The sequence below is a fragment of the Rhizobium sp. Leaf453 genome, assembly GCF_001425605.1.
Taxonomy (GTDB): Bacteria; Pseudomonadota; Alphaproteobacteria; order Rhizobiales; family Rhizobiaceae; genus Pararhizobium.
Genome location: NZ_LMRG01000028.1, coordinates 164530 through 181734, shown reverse-complemented (window position 1 = coordinate 181734; position 17205 = coordinate 164530). Strand labels below are relative to the sequence as shown.

At 60.5% G+C, this 17205-nt stretch carries 20 protein-coding genes; 6 read left to right on the top strand and 14 right to left on the bottom strand.

Annotated elements, in window-relative coordinates:
• Positions 1–23: 23 nt before the first annotated feature.
• The 5 genes from pqqA to pqqE are packed head-to-tail and all read left to right on the top strand — an operon-like array spanning position 24 to position 3177.
• Positions 24–125 carry a pyrroloquinoline quinone precursor peptide PqqA gene (pqqA, locus tag ASG68_RS25745; RefSeq protein WP_062584266.1) on the top strand — a complete coding sequence of 34 codons (102 nt, stop codon included), beginning with the start codon at positions 24–26 and terminating at the stop codon, positions 123–125.
• Entirely contained in the window at positions 97–1023 is a 927-nt protein-coding gene (pqqB, locus tag ASG68_RS25740; protein WP_062584264.1) for a pyrroloquinoline quinone biosynthesis protein PqqB, read from the top strand. The genes pqqA and pqqB overlap by 29 nt, the downstream gene beginning before the upstream one ends.
• Positions 1020–1790: a pyrroloquinoline-quinone synthase PqqC gene (gene pqqC / locus ASG68_RS25735; RefSeq protein ID WP_062584262.1), complete on the top strand. Its 771-nt coding sequence runs from the start codon at positions 1020–1022 to the stop codon at positions 1788–1790. Before pqqB ends, pqqC begins: the two co-directional genes overlap by 4 nt.
• Positions 1787–2059 carry a pyrroloquinoline quinone biosynthesis peptide chaperone PqqD gene (gene pqqD / locus ASG68_RS25730; RefSeq protein ID WP_062584260.1) on the top strand — a complete coding sequence of 91 codons (273 nt, stop codon included), beginning with the start codon at positions 1787–1789 and terminating at the stop codon, positions 2057–2059. The genes pqqC and pqqD overlap by 4 nt, the downstream gene beginning before the upstream one ends.
• Complete coding sequence (pqqE, locus tag ASG68_RS25725; protein ID WP_062584258.1) at positions 2056–3177, top strand: pyrroloquinoline quinone biosynthesis protein PqqE; 1122 nt, start codon at positions 2056–2058, stop codon at positions 3175–3177. Before pqqD ends, pqqE begins: the two co-directional genes overlap by 4 nt.
• A gap of 118 nt (positions 3178–3295) precedes the next feature.
• Here pqqE and ccoS read toward each other — a convergent pair whose 3' ends face one another.
• The 8 genes from ccoS to ccoN form a co-directional block, all read right to left on the bottom strand.
• Positions 3296–3433, bottom strand: coding sequence for a cbb3-type cytochrome oxidase assembly protein CcoS (ccoS, locus tag ASG68_RS25720; protein WP_062584256.1), 138 nt, complete (start codon positions 3431–3433; stop codon positions 3296–3298).
• A complete protein-coding gene (locus ASG68_RS25715; RefSeq protein WP_062604005.1) occupies positions 3433–5700 on the bottom strand; it encodes a cation-translocating P-type ATPase in 2268 nt (755 codons plus the stop codon). The genes ccoS and ASG68_RS25715 overlap by 1 nt, the downstream gene beginning before the upstream one ends.
• A complete protein-coding gene (locus ASG68_RS25710) occupies positions 5697–6191 on the bottom strand; it encodes a FixH family protein (protein ID WP_062584252.1) in 495 nt (164 codons plus the stop codon). The genes ASG68_RS25715 and ASG68_RS25710 overlap by 4 nt, the downstream gene beginning before the upstream one ends.
• Positions 6188–7750 (bottom strand): cytochrome c oxidase accessory protein CcoG, encoded by a 1563-nt coding sequence (ccoG, locus tag ASG68_RS25705; RefSeq protein ID WP_062604007.1) that lies wholly within the window; start codon positions 7748–7750, stop codon positions 6188–6190. The genes ASG68_RS25710 and ccoG overlap by 4 nt, the downstream gene beginning before the upstream one ends.
• Positions 7751–7862: 112 nt before the next feature.
• Positions 7863–8729, bottom strand: coding sequence for a cytochrome-c oxidase, cbb3-type subunit III (gene ccoP, locus ASG68_RS25700; protein WP_062584248.1), 867 nt, complete (start codon positions 8727–8729; stop codon positions 7863–7865).
• On the bottom strand, positions 8719–8880 hold the full coding sequence (locus ASG68_RS25695) for a CcoQ/FixQ family Cbb3-type cytochrome c oxidase assembly chaperone (RefSeq protein WP_062584246.1): 162 nt from the start codon (positions 8878–8880) through the stop codon (positions 8719–8721). Before ASG68_RS25695 ends, ccoP begins: the two co-directional genes overlap by 11 nt.
• Positions 8881–8890: 10 nt before the next feature.
• Positions 8891–9622, bottom strand: coding sequence for a cytochrome-c oxidase, cbb3-type subunit II (ccoO, locus tag ASG68_RS25690; RefSeq protein ID WP_062584244.1), 732 nt, complete (start codon positions 9620–9622; stop codon positions 8891–8893).
• A 9-nt stretch (positions 9623–9631) separates the two neighbouring features.
• Positions 9632–11242, bottom strand: a complete 1611-nt coding sequence (gene ccoN, locus ASG68_RS25685; protein ID WP_062584542.1) for a cytochrome-c oxidase, cbb3-type subunit I — start codon at positions 11240–11242, stop codon at positions 9632–9634.
• Positions 11243–11370: 128 nt separating this feature from the next.
• Between ccoN and ASG68_RS30940 the strand changes: the two genes are divergently transcribed.
• Entirely contained in the window at positions 11371–11952 is a 582-nt protein-coding gene (locus ASG68_RS30940) for a hemerythrin domain-containing protein (protein ID WP_244484330.1), read from the top strand.
• Here ASG68_RS30940 and ASG68_RS25675 read toward each other — a convergent pair.
• From ASG68_RS25675 to ASG68_RS25650, 6 genes are all read right to left on the bottom strand, one after another.
• Positions 11879–12463, bottom strand: coding sequence for a Crp/Fnr family transcriptional regulator (locus tag ASG68_RS25675; RefSeq protein ID WP_320416530.1), 585 nt, complete (start codon positions 12461–12463; stop codon positions 11879–11881). The genes ASG68_RS30940 and ASG68_RS25675 overlap by 74 nt on opposite strands.
• Positions 12464–12769: 306 nt before the next feature.
• Positions 12770–13246 carry a BON domain-containing protein gene (locus ASG68_RS25670; RefSeq protein ID WP_062584240.1) on the bottom strand — a complete coding sequence of 159 codons (477 nt, stop codon included), beginning with the start codon at positions 13244–13246 and terminating at the stop codon, positions 12770–12772.
• A 112-nt stretch (positions 13247–13358) separates the two neighbouring features.
• The gene (locus ASG68_RS25665; RefSeq protein WP_062584238.1) at positions 13359–14000 is read right to left on the bottom strand and encodes a helix-turn-helix domain-containing protein; all 642 of its coding nucleotides are present in this window, start codon (positions 13998–14000) and stop codon (positions 13359–13361) included.
• A gap of 79 nt (positions 14001–14079) precedes the next feature.
• Positions 14080–14424: a hypothetical protein gene (locus ASG68_RS25660; RefSeq protein ID WP_062584236.1), complete on the bottom strand. Its 345-nt coding sequence runs from the start codon at positions 14422–14424 to the stop codon at positions 14080–14082.
• Between the two features lie 102 nt (positions 14425–14526).
• Positions 14527–15150: a response regulator FixJ gene (gene fixJ / locus ASG68_RS25655; protein ID WP_062584233.1), complete on the bottom strand. Its 624-nt coding sequence runs from the start codon at positions 15148–15150 to the stop codon at positions 14527–14529.
• Positions 15137–16660, bottom strand: a complete 1524-nt coding sequence (locus ASG68_RS25650) for a PAS domain-containing sensor histidine kinase (protein WP_062610253.1) — start codon at positions 16658–16660, stop codon at positions 15137–15139. The genes fixJ and ASG68_RS25650 overlap by 14 nt, the downstream gene beginning before the upstream one ends.
• Positions 16661–17205 lie beyond the last annotated feature (545 nt).

Genomic DNA, 17205 nt, shown 5'->3' with positions numbered 1-17205 from the left:
CGTTCACTTTGGAGGAGACATCTATGGCTTGGAAGAAACCCATCATCAAGAACATCGCCTGCGGCATGGAAATCAACATGTACGGACCGTCGGAAGATGAACCGAATCCGAATCACCCGTTCTGAATCGGACAACGTGCGTATCGTTGTCCTCGGGGCAGGCGCCGGTGGTGGCCTGCCCCAATGGAACTGCGGTTGTCCCCAATGCGAGGCCGCACGACGAGGCGTAATCGCTCCGATGACGCAGAGCACGCTGGCTGTCAGCGTCGATGGCAAGGCCTGGCTGCTGCTCAATGCCTCACCGGATTTGCGCCAGCAGCTCGCCGCCTTTCCTGCATTGCATCCGACCAGTCTTCGCGGCAGCCCTGTCAAGGCGGTGATCCTGACCAACGGCGATGTCGATCACGTCGCGGGTCTGCTGACCCTGCGGGAAAAGACCGGCTTCACTCTCTACGCAACCGACACCACGCATCGGGTTCTGTCGGAAAACTCCGTGTTCGGCGTGCTCGACCCTGCGCTTGTACAGCGCGAAACCATCGAGCTTGACCGTCCTTTCAACCCGCTTCCGGGCCTGACCGTCACCGCCTATGCCGTTCCGGGAAAGATCCCGCTTTATCTGGAAGGGAAAACGCCGGAACTGGAGGCGATGGGTGAGCAGACAGTCGGGCTGCGCCTGCAGGCCGGAGGATCCGACGTCCATTACATTCCCGGCTGCGCCGCCCTACCCGACTGGCTGGTGGATCGACTCTCGAAGGCAGACGCGGTTCTGTTCGACGGTACAGTCTGGAGCGATGACGACATGCCGCGTTCCGGCACCGGTGCCAAGACCGGCACGCGGATGGGCCATGTGGCGATGTATGGTGCGGGCGGTTCGCTCGCACGTCTGCGTCATTTGCAAGGTCGGCGCATCTACACGCATGTCAACAACACCAACCCGGCATTGATGCCCGACAGCGAAGCGCGCGCAACGATCGCAGCGGCCGGATGGGAAATCGCCAATGATGGCATGGAGATCATCCTTTGAACCTCAATCTCAAACAGGAAGACTGGCCGCTCAGCCGAACGGACTTCGAGGCGCGGCTGCGCCGTGTCGGTGAAGAGCGCTATCATGACAAGCATCGCTTCCATGACCGGCTGCATGGCGGCGCTTGCACGATGGACGAGGTGCAGGCTTGGGTGATCAATCGCTGGCAATACCAGTGCTCCATCCCGATGAAGGATGCCGCCTTCCTGTCGCGCTGCCCCGATCCGGACCTGCGGCGCATCTGGCGCTCGCGCATCGAGGATCACGATGGCGGCACCGAGGATGGCGGCGGCATCCGGCGGTGGCTGAGACTGGCTGAAGGCGTCGGCCTCGATCCCGCCTATGTCGCTTCCGGCCGCGGCGTGATGCCGGCGACGCGTTTCATCGTCGATGCCTATATCCGCTTCGTTCGCGATGAACCTCTGATCGCTGCGATGGCAAGCTCGCTCACCGAAATGTTCGCGCCGGCAATCCACACGCAGCGAATTTCCGGCTTGCTGGAACATTACGATTTCGCCGACCCCGACACGATCGCCTATTTCCGCCACCGCCTGAACGAGGCGCCAAAGGATGTGCGTTTCACGCTCGACTGGGTGCTGACCCATGCCGTAACCCGTACCGAGCAGGAAGCGGCGATCGCAGCGCTGACATTCAAGACGGATGTTCTGTGGGCCCAACTCGACGCACTCTGGAGCGCCTATGTCGATGGCCATATCCCGCCCGGTGCCTGGCTGCCCGGCGAGGCGCAACGGAGGAACTACGCGTGACAACAGATCCCGTTCCCCTCCTGCCGCGCGGCACCCGCCTGCATCAGGACCGCGTCCGCGATACATGGGTTCTTCTGGTACCGGAACGCGCCCTGCTGCTCGACGAGATAGGCACCGCCATCCTGCAAGAGGTTGATGGTCGGTCCTCGCTCGCCGCGATCTCCTGCCGTCTCGCAGAGCGCTACGGCGCCCCCGAACCGGACGTAGCCTCCGACGTGCGCGAATTCCTCGATGGCCTCGTCGGTCAGCGGCTGGTGGATTATCAATGACAAACCGTCCCTCGCCGCCGATCGCCATGCTTGCGGAGCTGACGCATCGATGCCCCCTGTCCTGCTCCTATTGCTCGAACCCGCTGGAACTGACGGATCGGACGCGGGAACTGACGACGGAAACCTGGATCGACGTGCTTGGCCAGGCAGCAAGCCTCGGCGTGCTTCAACTGCACTTGTCCGGTGGCGAGCCAGCATCCAGGCGCGATCTCGAAGTGCTGGTCAAAGCAGCGCGGGATGTCGGCCTCTACGTCAATCTGATCACATCCGGCATCGGCCTGACGACGGCACGCCTTGATGCCCTGGAAGCTGCCGGGCTCGATCATCTCCAGCTATCGCTGCAAGCGACGACCGCCGACAAGGCCGACTGGATCGGCGGCTACAAGGGAGGGTTTGCCCGCAAGCTGGTTCTCGCCGAAGAGGTTCGACAGCGCGGCATTCCGCTGACGGTGAATGCCGTCATGCATCGGCACACAATCGATGATGTCGGTGCCGCGATCGATTTCGCCGCAACACTCGGAGCGCGACGGATCGAAGTCGCCTGCGTGCAGTTCTACGGCTGGGCGCTGGCCAATCGCGATGCGCTTCTCCCGAGTCGCATCCAGGTCACGCAGGCAAAAGACACGGTGGCCAAGGCCCGCCGTGCCTATGCCGGCCGCATCACGATCGACTTCGTACCTCCGGATTATTACGCCGACTATCCCAAGGCCTGCATGGGCGGCTGGGGATCGACCGGCATCAATGTCACACCGGACGGTACGGTCCTGCCTTGCCACGCCGCAGCAACGATCCCCGGTCTCGTTTTCGACCGGGTGACCGAAAAGCCTTTGTCGGCGATCTGGCATGACGGATCGGCCTTCCAGGCATTTCGTGGGCATGAATGGATGCAGGAACCTTGCCGCAACTGCGCCCGCCGCGATCAGGACCATGGTGGCTGTCGATGTCAGGCGATGGCGCTTGCTGGGGACGCTGCGGCAACCGATCCGGTATGCCGGCATGCCCCATCGAGACCTGCCATCGACGAGATTCTCGCACAGCAAGTCGCCGTCTCGCCTTCGTTCGTTTATCGCAGCAACAAGCGGGAAAAGACAAGCTCGGTCAATATTGCCGCTCGTTAGAATATCATTCGTTTCTTTACTCTTGATATCCCCTCACACGGGACATTCGAGATCTCGTCGAGACGTGGGAGTGCAACACCGGCGTCGCATGCTGGGGTTGCCGCCGTTCAGATTGATGTTAGTCGTCCAGCAACACGCGCTCGGCAGCCCCGTCCAAGTCCTCATATTGGCCGGATCGGAGAGCCCAGACGAATGCAGCGAGCCCCAATCCGCCTAGGAGGAGTGCGATAGGCATGAGATAGAGAAGAGTTTCCATCAGGCTTCCACCAGTTTTTGACGACGAAGGGCCGACTTGAACAAGCCGGGCAGCCACCCGTCGTGCACTGTCAGTCGCATCGCGTTTCCTATGACGAGCAAAGATGAGCCTGACATGGCGATCGCCGCGATCAGCGGCGTGACATGCCCGAGGATCGCGATCGGTACCGCGATCAGGTTGTAGCCTATCGCCATGACGAAGTTCTGTTTGATCAGCCGCTCGGCACCGCGCGCGACCTTGACGGCAAGCGGCACCGCATCAAGGCTATCGTGCAGGAAAATGAAGTCCGCTGCGCTCCTGCCGATATCCGCCGCCGAGGACGGCGCCATCGAGACATGGGCGGCCATCATTGCCGGCGCGTCGTTGATGCCATCACCCACCATCAGCGCCCTCGCTCCACTCGCCGCCAGATCCTGAAGCCGGTTCACCTTGTCAATCGGCAGGACGCCGGCGGAAAAATCGCGAATGGAAAGTTGGGAGGCGACATGGGCGACGGCTGCCTGCTTGTCACCGGACAAGACCTCCATCTTCAGGCCATCGCGACCAAGCGCGCTAACGGCCTTCACCGCGTCCCATCTGAGGACATCGATGAATTCGAATGCCGCGGCGGCCATTCCATTCTTCGACAACACTGTACCGGTCATCGGTCCATCCGGCATCGAGGCGCTGGCTGCCCAGGACGTCCGACCAAGCCGCCAAACGTGTCCATCAACCAACCCTTCGACCCCAAGCCCGGCAAACTCGCGGATATCCTGAAGCCGGACGTCGCCGGAAACATGCCCGTGCGCCTTCGAGATGGCGCGAGAAACAGGATGACGGGAGGAGCGTGCAAGGGCAATCGCAATGCCCAACGCCTCGCCCTTCACATCGGAAGCCGGCTGCAGGATCGGGCTGCCATTGGTCAGGGTTCCCGTCTTGTCGAAGACGACAGTATCGATCTTGGCCAGACGCTCCAGCGCGCCACCATCCTTCATCATGATCCCGTTGTCGAACAGCCGGCGCGCGGCAACGACCTGGACGATCGGCACGGCGAGACCGAGAGCGCAGGGGCATGTGATGATCAGGACAGCCGTTGCGACGGTGATTGCATGGTGCCAATCGCCGGTCGCGAACATCCACCCGATAAAGCTCAGGAGAGCGGTCAGGTGCACGACGGGCGAGTACATGGCGGAGGCACGATCGGCCAGCCGGCGATAGGCCCCCCGCCCCTGCTCCGCGGCCTCCATCAGACCGACCATTTCGGCCAGGAATGAGTCCTTCGCCGCCGCCTTGGCGCGCACGACGAGCAGACCGGAAAGATTGTGCGTTCCCGCAAGGATGTCCGCGCCAGGTGATACGCTGCGTGCGGCGCTTTCGCCGGTCGCCAGGGAACAGTCGAGTTCGGAAATGCCTTCAATGACCGTCGCATCGACCGGGATCCTGTCACCTGCAGCGATCATAAGATCCATTCCCGGCTCGATCTGTCCGAGCGGCAGATAGTCGCGCCCGCCATCGGCAGTCAATCGGACAGCACCGCGCGGTGAGAGGCGGGCGAGCCCATTCACCGCCGCCCTGGCCTTGTCGCGCATAACATGGTCGAGCGTGCGTCCGATCAGGAGAAAGAACAGTAGCGACACGGACGCGTCGAAATAGGCATGCTCCCCATGTGTTGCGGTTTCGTAGAGACTGGTGGAATAGGCAAGAGAAACGCCGATGGCGATCGGCACATCCATGTTCATCCGGCCATGGCGCACGGCATTCCATGCCGACCGGAAATAGATGCGTCCGGCAAACACGATGACAGGAATGGCGATCAGCGCCGAAATCCAGTGGAAGAGGTCCCGCGTCGCACCTTCGGCGCCGGACCAGACGGATACCGAAAGCAACATGATGTTGCCGGTCGCGAACCCGGAAATCGCGACAGCCAGCAACAGCTCCGAGAGGGTCTTGTCCTTTCCGGCAACGAGTTCGTCGGACAGGTGCGCCGGGTATCCCAATGCATCCAGTGCCCGGATCATCGGCGGCGGCTCGGTGCCCGTCCATTTGACCGATATCCTTTTTGTCGAGAGATTGACGCGCGCGGAGATGACGTTCTCAAGCCCGGCCAATTCCGTCTCGATTGAGGACATGCAGGCCGCGCAGTGCATCGAGGGAACAGAGAGGTCCGTCTGAAGCAGGCCATTGCCCAGGTTCTTCGCAGCGAACAGGATTTCATCGACGGCGGGGCCTGCTGCATTCAAAGCTTGGAGATCCGTCGCCACTTCAGCGGAGGGAGCACAACAGGTCATTGAAATTCTTCGTTGCGGATCGTTATCCGGCGGATATCGCGATACGGAATCTTGCGCCCCACCTCGCTGTCGATCTCGACATTCCAGGTGCCGTTGCGGGCAACATGCGCCGCTTCGAACGTTCCGTCACCCTTCGGCTGCAGCTCTGTCGTCCAATCGGCCGCCTGATAGGACGGATGGCGGAACTCGACGGAAACCGCGGTGACCGGTACCGCTTGGCCGTCGCGGTCCGTCAGCCTGTAGCGGATCGTGCCATCAACAATCGAGAAGGCGGATGTCCAGCCGAGCGCGACCTGCTCGCGGCCCTGCTGCAGCTTGCCATTGAACTCCTGGCTCGCGACATAACTGTTCGCGACGACCAGCCCACCGAACGACGCACCGGCGAACCGCGCCATCGTGACGTTGACGGCGATGATGACGCCGAAGAACGCGACCATGATCAGCAGCATATGCCATCCGGTGAACTCCTTGGCTTGCCTTTGCGTACTCATTGCAGTGCCTCCGGTGAATTGAACGTGGCGGTGTATTCCGCGCGTTCGCCAGTGGATGGATCGGTGACGACGAAAACGAAGGGCTTGGCGCCGCCGGACGAAAGCGCCTTGGGATCGGCCTTGACGAACACCCTGACCGTCTTCAGCCTGTCCGCCTCCAACATGACCTCCGTCTTGCGCACGCCGTCGTCGCTTGAGCCGGCCACGGTCATCGAGGCCCCGGAAAATTCGTCGTCGAGTTCGAGGGTGACCGTTCGCGGCTGCGGCACCATGTTGAGCAGCTTGACGGTGTATCCGTTGCGAATTGCGCCATCGGACAGCCGGACGAACTGCGGGTTTCGATCGTGGAGAACATTGATCTCAAGACGGTCCCGTGTCGCCAGCGCAAGCACAATCGCCACGCCGATGGCACTCCATGCACCGAAATAGATGAACGTGCGCGGGCGCAGCAGTTTGCGGATATGGAAATGCGCCAGCTTGTCGGAGAAGGACCCGTCGGCTTTCCGGACAAGCTCCGGCGCCACCTCAGATGTCCCGCCGGCCGTGGCGACAGCCATGTTTGCATTATAGTCGTTCAGGGTCGAATAGCTGATCAGGCCCCGCTCCTTGCCGATCCTATCCATGATGTCATCGCAGGCATCGATGCACAGTGCGCAGGTGATGCATTCGAGCTGCTGGCCGTCGCGGATATCGATCCCCATCGGGCATACGGCAACGCAGGCATTGCAATCGACACAATCGCCGACGCTCGCCCCGGCCGCGGCGGCCTTCTTGGCATGCCGCGTGCGCGGTTCGCCCCGCCAGTCGTTATAGGTCACGGTCAGCGACGTTTCGTCGAGCATGGCGGCCTGAATGCGCGGCCAGGGGCACATATAGGTGCAGACCTGTTCGCGCATGAGCCCGCCGAACACATAGGTCGTCGCCGTCAGGATCGCAACGGTGGCATAGGCCGTGGGAACGGCGTTTCCGGTGACGAAATCCTTGGCAAGCGTTGGAGCGTCCGCGAAATAGAAAATCCACGCCCCGCCCGTCAGGACGGCGATGACGAGCCAGGTGGCATGCTTGGCGAACCGGATGCGGAGCTTGGTCAAGGACCAGGGTGCGGCATCGAGCTTGATCCGCGCGTTGCGATCCCCCTCGAAATAACGCTCGATGACCAGGAAGAGATCGACCCAGACGGTCTGGGGACAGGTATAGCCGCACCAGGCACGGCCGACGGTCGACGTCACGAGAAAAAGCCCGATGCCCGCCATCACCAGCAGGCCGGCAATGTAGATGAATTCCTGCGGCCAGATCTCGATGAAGAAGAAATAGAAGCGGCGGCTCGAGAGGTCGATAAGCACGGCCTGATCGGGAGCGAAGGCCCCCCGGTCCCAGCGGATCCATGGAACGAGGTAATAGATGCCGAGTGTAATCGCCATCACGATCCATTTGAACCGTCGAAAGGCGCCCGATGCGCGCTTGGGAAAGATCTTCTTGCGGCGGGCGTATAGCGGCTGGCGGTTGGCTGACGCGTTGCTAGCGACAACGTCCAGCCTCGTTACATCTCTATTGTCCATAACCGCTGACCTCGCATGCGCATCAGGCCAGCCGGTTTCTCAAAAAAATGGCTGGCATGGATCGGACCATGCCAGCCGAGGGGATTTTCGACCTTGATCAGGATCAAGCTTTCTATTTTTCACCACCGCCGAGCGAGTATACGAAAGCTGCAAGCTCCTTGACCGCGGCATCTCCGAGCCGGGTCTCCCAGGCCGGCATGACACCGGCCCTCGGCGCGCGGACCTGTGCCGCGATCGCTTCCTCTCCAGACCCGTAGAGCCAGATGGCGTCGGTCAGATTGGGCGCCCCCATCTCCTTGTTGCCTTTGGCATCGTCGCCATGGCAGGCGGCACAGTTTTGTGCGTAGACCTCCTTGCCGGGCTCGACCAGTTCAACGTTCTTCGCGGGCGCGGAAAGGCTTGCGACGAAGGCGCTGACTTGAGAGATCTGCGCGCCATCGAGGACATCCGCGAAGGGCGGCATGATGGAATCCCGTGTCTCGCCGTACTTGGTGAAGCGGATGCCATGTGCGACCGTCTGCCGGATCTGCTCGGCGGTTCCGCCCCAGAGCCAATCGTCGTCATTGAGATTCGGGAAGCCCTTGGAGCCTTCAGCGCCGGAACCGTGGCACTGCACGCAGTTCATCTTGAACGCGGCACTGCCGGCGGCGACTGCTACGCTACGAAGCTGATCCTCGGCGAGGATATCGTCGATCGATTTCTCCTTGATGGCTGCCGTATAGCTGCTTCTCGCCGTATCGGCCGCGGCAAGCTCCTTTCTGACCTCGCTGCGGCTGGAAAAGCCGAGCAGGCCCTGTGTCGAGCTCGTCAGCAGCGGCCAGGCCGGATAGACGATCGCATAAATCAGCGCCCAGAGGATCGTCGCGTAGAAGGTCCACACCCACCAGCGCGGCATGGGATTGTCGAGTTCCCGAATGCCGTCCCATTCATGGCCGGTGGTCGATACGCCGGAAATTTCGTCAACCTGCTTATCGCTCATCGCTGTCGTCCTTCAAGGGAATACGGGCGGCCTCTGCACTCACGTCCCGGCTGCCGGGACGAAAGACGAAGGCTGAAGCGGCCAGAAAAAACACCAGCATCGAGACAAGCCCCCAGCTGTCGGCAAATGTCCGCATTGTATGATAGTCCATGCTTCTCTCCTCAGCGGTCGCCGCCGGTCTCGTCATAGGTCTTGAAGTCCACCAGCGTGCCCAGCATCTGCAGATAGGCGATCAGCGCATCCATCTCGGTGATGGCCTTGGGATCCCCGTCGAAATCGCCGGTCTTTGCCTTGGGGTAACGGGCCTCGAAGGCCGACGTATCGGCATCCGGCGTAGCCTGCGTCTTCGCATCCTCGACCGCGGCATCGATCATCTCCTTCGAGTAGGGAACGCCGACACCCACATTGGCGGACAGATGCGCCGACAGGTCGTTGATCTGAAGCGGCGTCGATTTCAGGAAGGCGTAGCTCGGCATGATGGATTCCGGCACCACGGACTGTGGATCCACGAGATGTTGCGCGTGCCACTCGTTGGAATACCGGTCGCCAACGCGTGCGAGATCCGGTCCGGTTCGCTTGGAGCCCCACTGGAACGGATGATCGTACATCGATTCCGCCGCCAAGCTGTAATGACCGTAACGCTCGACCTCGTCGCGGAACGGCCGGATCATCTGGCTGTGACAGACGTAGCAGCCCTCGCGGACATAGATGTTGCGTCCCGCGAGCTCGAGCGGCGTGTAGGGACGCATCCCTTCGACCTTCTCGATCGTGTTCTGCAGGTAGAAGAGAGGGGCGATTTCGACGATGCCGCCGATGGTGACCACGAGCAGCGAGCCGATCAGCAGAAGGGTCGCGTTGCGCTCGATGATCGCGTGTTTATCCATAATGGCCATGGGGCGCTCCTATTCGGCCGGCTGTGGGTAGGGAAGCGTTCCGCCGCTCGGAGCTTCGTCGCGTTGATATCCAAGGATGGTCATGGTGATGTTGAAGGCCATCAGAAGCGCTCCCGACAGATACAGGACCCCACCCAGTGCGCGGATCAGGTAATAGGGATGGAGGGCCGCGACGCTTTCGACAAACGAGTAGATGAGGAAGCCCTGCTCATCATGCTCGCGCCACATCAGGCCCTGCTGAATGCCGGAAACCCACATGACGGCGGCGTAGACGACGATCCCGAGGGTCGCCAGCCACAGGTGCCAGCTGACCATGCGCAGCGAATAAAGGCGTTCCCGTACCCAGAGCTTCGGCACCATGTAATAGAGCGCTGCGAAAGCGATCAGGCCGTTCCAGCCGAGAGCGCCCGAGTGAACGTGACCGATGGTCCAGTCCGTGTAGTGCGACAGGGAGTTCACCGTCTTGATCGACATCATCGGACCTTCGAAGGTCGACATGCCGTAGAAGGCAATGGCGGCCACCATCATGCGGATGATCGGGTCGGTGCGCAGCTTGTCCCATGCGCCGGACAGCGTCATCAGGCCGTTGATCATGCCACCCCAGGAAGGCATCCACAGCATGATCGAGAACACCATGCCGAGCGTCTGCGCCCAGTCGGGCAGCGCCGTGAAGTGAAGGTGATGCGGGCCGGCCCAGATGTAGAGGAAGATCAGCGCCCAGAAGTGGATAATCGACAGGCGATAGGAATAGACCGGACGATTGGCCTGCTTGGGAACGAAATAATACATCATGCCGAGGAAGCCAGCCGTCAGGAAGAAACCGACAGCGTTATGACCATACCACCATTGCGTCAGCGCGTCCTGAACGCCGGAGAAGGCCGAATAGCTCTTCGAGCCGAGAAACGAGACCGGCAGGCTCAGATTGTTGACGATATGCAGCATGGCGACGGTGACGATGAACGCCAGGTAGAACCAGTTCGCCACATAGATGTGCGGTTCCTTGCGCTTGATGATCGTGCCGAGAAAGACGACGAGATAGGCAACCCAGACAACAGTCAGCCAGAGGTCGACATACCATTCCGGCTCGGCATATTCGCGTGCCTCGGTGATGCCCAGCAGATAGCCCGTCGCCGCCATGACGATGAAGAGCTGGTATCCCCAGAAGACGAACCACGCCAGATCACCGCCGAACAGCCGCGCACGCGAGGTTCGCTGGACGACGTAGAAGGAGGTTGCGATCAGCGCATTGCCGCAGAAAGCAAAGATGACACCGGATGTGTGCAGCGGACGCATGCGCCCGAAATTGAACCAGGGCTCTATGTTGAGTGCGGGATAGGTCAGCTGCAAGGCGACGATGACACCGACGAGCAGGCCGACAACCGCCCAGAACATGGTGGCGATGGCGCCGTAGCGAATCGGTCCGTCCATATAGGCGGACGGATCGACCGCGGCTGCAGGCTGGAAGTTTTCCCGCCGCAGCAGAACGATCACGGAAATGACCAGTACGGCAGCGAGGACCCACATATGGCTTGCAAACGCCTTGTCATGCGCAAAGGCCGCGGCAAGAATTGCGAGGAAGCTGGATATCCCCAGACTGATGATGGACGTTGCATGCCTCATGAGAAATTCCCCGACTTTTGGATAGCCGGAGATTTCCTCCATCCGAACCGGGACTGCCTTGATTTAGGTCAAGGATTTCGCATTCGCGCAGGAGCAGTCTGTATGTCCAGGGATCAGGAGCGAGAAGCATGTGGATCAACCAGAACGACGCGACCGCCTGTCTAGGGCCATGTGAATCCAGCTGCCTGTCGAGCGAGGCGCTGGGGCGGCTCGGCGTGGCCGAAGCGATGATGCGGATCCACGACAGGAAGATCGCGATCTGCGCGGAACTCGAAACCATCGCCGACTGTCTTCCCGCCAATGTCGATCACATGACATGCCTGCAGGTCGCGGCAACACTTCTGCCGACGTTGCGGCTGGCGCATGACTATGAGGAGACCGTGGTCTTTCCCGCTTACGAGAAGGCGGTCGCGGGGAGCGGTCGAGCTCTGTCTACAGACAGGTTGCGCGGCGAACATATTTCGGATGCATGCTTCGCGGCTGATCTGACCGGCATCCTGCTGGACATCGGGCATGGCGGCATGGTCCGGCAGCCAGAAACGGTCGGCTTCATGTTGCGCGGCTTCTTCGACAGCCTTCGCCGCCACGTGGCTTTTGAAAGAGAACATGTCGCTCCCCTCGTCAGCTACAGCGCATTCACGCCCCCGAACAGATCTTCAGACGCGCGGGGTTGTCCACGACAATGTGGCGCGCTTGCACGATCCGTATGACGCCGTCGATCCGCAAGCGGGTCAGTTGACGGCTGACCGTCTCGATGGTGAGGCCGAGGAAATCGGCGATTTCCTGCCGCGTCATCGGCAAGTCGAATTCGACTGCCTGACCCTGTGGTTTCGCCGCTGATTCAACAGAACTGGCGATCAGAAGCAGGTAGCTCGAAACTTTTTCGAGTGCGTTCTTTCGCCCCAGCGTCAACATCCAGTCGCGAGCACCATCGAGTTCGCGCAAGGCCTGTTGCAAAAGACCCTGCTTGAGTTGTGGCGACTGGTTGATCAACGCATCAACTGAACGCCTGGGGAAGGAACAGAGAACCACGTTGGTCGCGGCCTGTGCCGTCACGGTGCTCTCCGCCTGAAACGGCCGTCCGAGGAAATCGGGAGCAAACTGCAGGCCCACGATCTGCTCGCGCCCGTCGGGCAGTCCTTTCACGAGCTTGACCACGCCCGACAGAATATTGGCATAGCCTTCGACCGTCGTCGCATCGCCGATCAGTTCGGAGCCCATGTCCAGCCGCTTCTTTGTCGAAGACCGGGAAAGGGTACTCAACTGTTCCGCGTCGAGTGCTGCGCAAACACCGCGTTGCCGTGCCTGACAGGCGGCGCAGAGAACCGGGACATCGGATATACGCACCTCACATCTGTCATTCATCGCAAGTCCATCCTGGCATGCCGTTCGCGGCTGATGGGACAGGTATAGGCGAGAGCCTGTTTCCGGCGATTTGATCCAGATCAATTTTAGGCCAGCATCCTGCCTGCCGGGCAGCTTCATTTGGTCGCGGGTTGCGCCGGTGCGCCAAGGCTATGCCCGCGATCAGGCGACGCTCTCGAGAGGGTCCGCATCCGCCCGCCTTGAGGACGAGACCACCAGGTGATTGTGGAGGCCCGCGCATCCGCGAACCATCCGGGCCACCTGTTCCGCTCTTTCGAAATCGTCGCTGCAGCCGACATGGCCGGTCAGCGTGATCCAGCGGTCCTCGACACGGACACGAACGTCGCGTCCCTTCATCGAGAGGTTCCACTCGATCATCCTCAGCATCCGCCGCGCGATCTCCTCATCGGTATCGAGGAATTCCAGGTCGGCGAAGACGCGGATCTTCTGGGCCAATCCCCGGACGTTCGGAAGGTTCAGGATCGCGAACTCGATAATACCCTTGTGACTGGCCTCGCTCACATGGCCGGTCAGTACCACCACGCCCTGATGCACGGCGACGCCGATGTCGGACGGCGTGATGAGGGGCAGGCGTTCCAGAATTTCGAGCACCCGTACCCGCAAGCTGAGATCATCCATCGTCGCATTCCCTTCACGCTTATTACGCGTCACAAGATGCGCTCAAGCGGTGCCGGGGTCTTTGACGGGGATCAAACAACCGAAACAGTACAGCCTTTCCAAAGGCGAAAACTTAGCCGCACAGCAGGGCAAGCCGCTCCGGCTGCACGATCTCAATCGTCTTCACACCATGAAACTTGACAATGCCTTCATCTCGAAGCCTGGAGAAACTGCGGGAGACCGTCTCGATGGTCAGACCCAGATAATCGCCGATATCGAGCCGGGTCATCTGCAGATCGATCGTGTCGACATCACCCAGGCGTACGGCAATATCCACCAGGAACGCCCCGATCCTTTCGAGGGCGCTCTGGCGACCGACAACGAGCAAATGTTCGCGCGCATGCAACATGCTGCGAAGCGCGAGCGCCATCAGTTCCTGCGGCACCATTTCGCCGGCGAGCGAGACCTTCGACAGGCCGGTATGAACCGTCGTCTCGGCGAAGAAACTGTGCGTCCCGCCGGCCTCCAGGCCGAATGTTTCGCCGGCAAGATGGAATGCCACGATCTGGCGGCGGCCGTCTGCGTGCAGCCTGTAGACGCGAATAGCACCGAATTCGACCCGATACAGGAACCCCGCCCTCTCCCCTTGCGCGAAAATCTCGGCGTCGGGAGCAAACAGCGCGATCTGTCCGACACAGGGCGGGTAGGAGCCGGCAAGCGGGCGTAACGCTGCGGGGGTGCTGGGCTGGGTGAGGTTGCGTGCGCTTGTGAACATTGTCGTTTCCCCGTTGACCGTGGAGCGACTATGGCCTTGCGCTTCAATCCGGGAAATTCGGTTGTACCACTACGGGTTTTTACGTACGTGCCCGATCGAAGTGCCTGACGCCCGCGACGATATCGCTCCCATCCAGCGGCTTGGGGATCAGGCGGATGGTGGCGGCGACGTCCGGTTGCGGCATGCCGTCGGTGAGCATAACGATACGATTTTCCGGCTCCAGCAGCGCTTTTCTGGCCTCCACCTCCTTGCGGCAGATATCGACATCGACGATCACGCATGCCGACCGGGGGATCAGGTCGCGCGCCGCCTGCCAGGACCCGCAGGGTTGAACGGCATATCCCTCGACGCCCAGCGCAAACGCCAATGAACGCAGCAAGGCGTCATCACTGGCGATCGCGACGATGGGCTGAGGCGTTTGCAATTTTATTGTCCGTTATCCGCAGCCGGAACGCGTGCGGCAGACGATCAGATAACCTGCGAACGTTAGCGCCGCCTTGTTCTCGATCAATTGCGTCTCGAAGAATCACGCTGGCGAGGTAAAGCCCGCTGCAAGGACCATGCGCACGAGTTCGGGAAGACTCTTCGCCTTCATTTTCGCCATGACATTCGAGCGATGCACCTCGACCGTGCGCGGGCTGATGTCGAGATCATAGGCAATCGACTTGTTCGGCAAGCCGGCGACAACGGCGGACAGAACCTGCCGTTCACGGTCACTGAGCGTTGCCAGCCTGTCGCGCACATCCGCCACGGAATCGGTCATGACGGTCTTGTCGTGCAACTGCTCGGCGGCCCGCCGGATGGCTTCGATGATGACGGTATCTTCGAACGGCTTCTCGATGAAATCGATGGCACCGGCTTTCATGGCTTCCACGGCCATCGGCACATCGCCGTGTCCCGTTACAACCAGCGATGGAATCCTGTTCGGAAGCTTGGACAGAATCCGTATCAGGTCCACACCCGTCATGTCGGGCATGCGCAGATCCGTAACCAGAACGGCATGGCGCGCACCGGGCGCAAACTGGGCGAAGGTCGTGGCGGATTCGTGTACCCGCACGGCAAATCCGTTGATGGTCAGCATGAAGGCGAGCGATTTCCGCACAGCGTCCTCGTCATCGACGATGTGAACGGTAAAATCATCCTTCGACATGGTCTTCTCTTTCTTCGTGGGCCGGCAGGGTGAACTGGAAGCACGCGCCGCCGCGCGCCGTGTGCGACACGGTCATGGTTCCGCCATGGGCTTCGACGATTCGTTTCGATATCGACAGTCCGATGCCCATTCCTCCGGGTTTCGTCGTAGTGAATGGCTTGAACAACTGCGCCGAGATTTCCTCCGGGATACCAAAACCCGTATCCTCGACGGTGATCCGGACTTCTCCCGGCTCTCCCGGTTGAATGCGCACGACGAGATCTTTCTCAGGCGCATCCTTCATGGCCTCGACGGCGTTTCGCATCAGGTTGATCAGCACCTGTTGAATCTGGATACGATCGACCATCACCATGTCGGCGCCCGGGTGATAGTCGAAGACGGTCCTCACCCCTTTCTCGCGGGAGCCGACCAAGGCGAGAGCGGCCGCCTCCTCGACGAGCTGGCGAATGTTCTGCGGGGCTTTGTCCGTCTCGCCCTTGGTGACGAATTCCCGCAGGTGCTTGATGATCTGCCCGGCCCGCAACGATTGGTTTCCCGCTTGAGCCAGGGCGTCCCGCATCATCACCGCGACATCGGTATCCATGTCACGCAACAGTCGGGAGCAACCATGCACATAGTTTGCGATCGCCGACAGCGGCTGGTTGAGCTCATGCGCCAGGGTCGAAGCCATTTCTCCCATTTCATTGAGCCGGGCGAGACGTGCCAACTCCCCTTGGATTTCCTCCAGCCGCGCCGCAGACTCCTGTCGTTCGGTAAGATCGCGAATGAAGCCGGTGAAAAACCGCTTGCCACCGGACCGCATCTCGCCGACCGCGAGCTTCATCGGAAAGGTCGATCCATCCTTGCGCTGGCCGACGACGACGCGATCGAGACCGATAATCCGCTTCTCGCCGGTGACGAGATAACGGTTCATGTAACCATCATGTTGCTGGCGATAGGGCTGGGGCATCAGCATGCGCAGATTCTGGCCGATAACTTCATTTTCGGCGTACCCGAATTGCCTGACGGCAGCCGCATTGAAGGAAACGATCGTACCATCCTGCTGGCTGACGATTGTCGCATCGAGGACGGTGTCGAAAATCGATTTGAGATGCGCTTCCCTGACATCCAAAGCCTCCTCGGCGCTCTTTGCCTTCAGAAGCGCCGTCCTGAAAATCTCGCCCATAAAAGCGATGATTGCCGCGATCCCGATGAACAATGCAAGCTCGGGCCATAACGGTTCATAGGCGGCACTGTTTGTGGCCTCGATAAAGGTGGCGACCACGCACAAAAGCCCGGCAGTCACCAGCGTCGGAACAAGCCCTCCGACTGCGGAAACCACGAGGACTGCCGGAATGAACAGGTCGATCACCGAACGACCATCGAGGAAACCTCGCACCTGAAATGCGACGACAATAGAGAAGCAAATGACAAGAAGGGCCAGCAGGTGCAATTGCCTTCTGGAGATTTTTCGATCGAGAATCAATGAAGCGATGCTTGCCCCCGAAGTCTCTTTCCACTGCGACTTCATTCGAAGCTAGACCTTACTACCATACTCACCTGATCATCTCCGACAGATACCTGTGGGCGCGCGGTTCTAGCATGGCGAAAGATGCAGTGTCCACGCGGAGGGCTGGGCTCTGACGCCCGAGGAATGCCTTCCCTCCTTCCACGGCGCCTTAACCCTACCGGATAACCCTAACCGCCATGTTTGCACACAATCTGAGATCATTGTGGCATACCACTCTGGCCAGGTGCGGACCTGGCGCATTTGATAACCCAAGACTTTACGCCCTCGTCGCAAATGGCGAGGGCTGAAGTCTTGGCGTTGGTCCATGCAGCAGCCTTCACCAGTTCCGGGAAGAGCAGATGTCTGCTTAGCAGCGTTAAAGTTTGTCCGCCATCCAACAATCACGAAGCAGGCCCGGCGCAAGTGTCGCCTGCTAGTAGATGGGTCTTTCTTCTGGAGCGGACCAATGAAATACGATTGGAATGGCAAGGACCATCAAAGTCACGCAGAGTTTCGGCTGCTCATTGTTAGTGTGTTTTCGATTTTAGTCGCTTGTGTATATTTTC

Excerpts from the sequence above, each read along its gene's own strand:
- ASG68_RS25670 (WP_062584240.1), bottom strand. The coding sequence starts at position 13,246 with ATGGATGATCTCAGCTTGCGGGTACGGGTGCTCGAAATTCTGGAACGC.
- ASG68_RS25695 (WP_062584246.1), bottom strand. The coding sequence starts at position 8,880 with ATGGACTATCATACAATGCGGACATTTGCCGACAGCTGGGGGCTTGTC.
- pqqE (WP_062584258.1), top strand. The coding sequence starts at position 2,056 with ATGACAAACCGTCCCTCGCCGCCGATCGCCATGCTTGCGGAGCTGACG.
- ASG68_RS25650 (WP_062610253.1), bottom strand. The coding sequence starts at position 16,660 with ATGAAGTCGCAGTGGAAAGAGACTTCGGGGGCAAGCATCGCTTCATTG.
- pqqA (WP_062584266.1), top strand. The coding sequence starts at position 24 with ATGGCTTGGAAGAAACCCATCATCAAGAACATCGCCTGCGGCATGGAA.
- fixJ (WP_062584233.1), bottom strand. The coding sequence starts at position 15,150 with ATGTCGAAGGATGATTTTACCGTTCACATCGTCGATGACGAGGACGCT.
- ASG68_RS25665 (WP_062584238.1), bottom strand. The coding sequence starts at position 14,000 with ATGTTCACAAGCGCACGCAACCTCACCCAGCCCAGCACCCCCGCAGCG.
- ASG68_RS25715 (WP_062604005.1), bottom strand. The coding sequence starts at position 5,700 with ATGACCTGTTGTGCTCCCTCCGCTGAAGTGGCGACGGATCTCCAAGCT.
- ccoO (WP_062584244.1), bottom strand. The coding sequence starts at position 9,622 with ATGGCCATTATGGATAAACACGCGATCATCGAGCGCAACGCGACCCTT.
- ASG68_RS25675 (WP_320416530.1), bottom strand. The coding sequence starts at position 12,463 with ATGGGCTCCGAACTGATCGGCGATGCGACGACGGTCGAAGGCTATGCC.
- ccoG (WP_062604007.1), bottom strand. The coding sequence starts at position 7,750 with ATGGACAATAGAGATGTAACGAGGCTGGACGTTGTCGCTAGCAACGCG.
- ASG68_RS30940 (WP_244484330.1), top strand. The coding sequence starts at position 11,371 with ATGTGGATCAACCAGAACGACGCGACCGCCTGTCTAGGGCCATGTGAA.
- ASG68_RS25710 (WP_062584252.1), bottom strand. The coding sequence starts at position 6,191 with ATGAGTACGCAAAGGCAAGCCAAGGAGTTCACCGGATGGCATATGCTG.
- ccoN (WP_062584542.1), bottom strand. The coding sequence starts at position 11,242 with ATGAGGCATGCAACGTCCATCATCAGTCTGGGGATATCCAGCTTCCTC.
- ccoS (WP_062584256.1), bottom strand. The coding sequence starts at position 3,433 with ATGGAAACTCTTCTCTATCTCATGCCTATCGCACTCCTCCTAGGCGGA.
- pqqB (WP_062584264.1), top strand. The coding sequence starts at position 97 with ATGAACCGAATCCGAATCACCCGTTCTGAATCGGACAACGTGCGTATC.
- ccoP (WP_062584248.1), bottom strand. The coding sequence starts at position 8,729 with ATGAGCGATAAGCAGGTTGACGAAATTTCCGGCGTATCGACCACCGGC.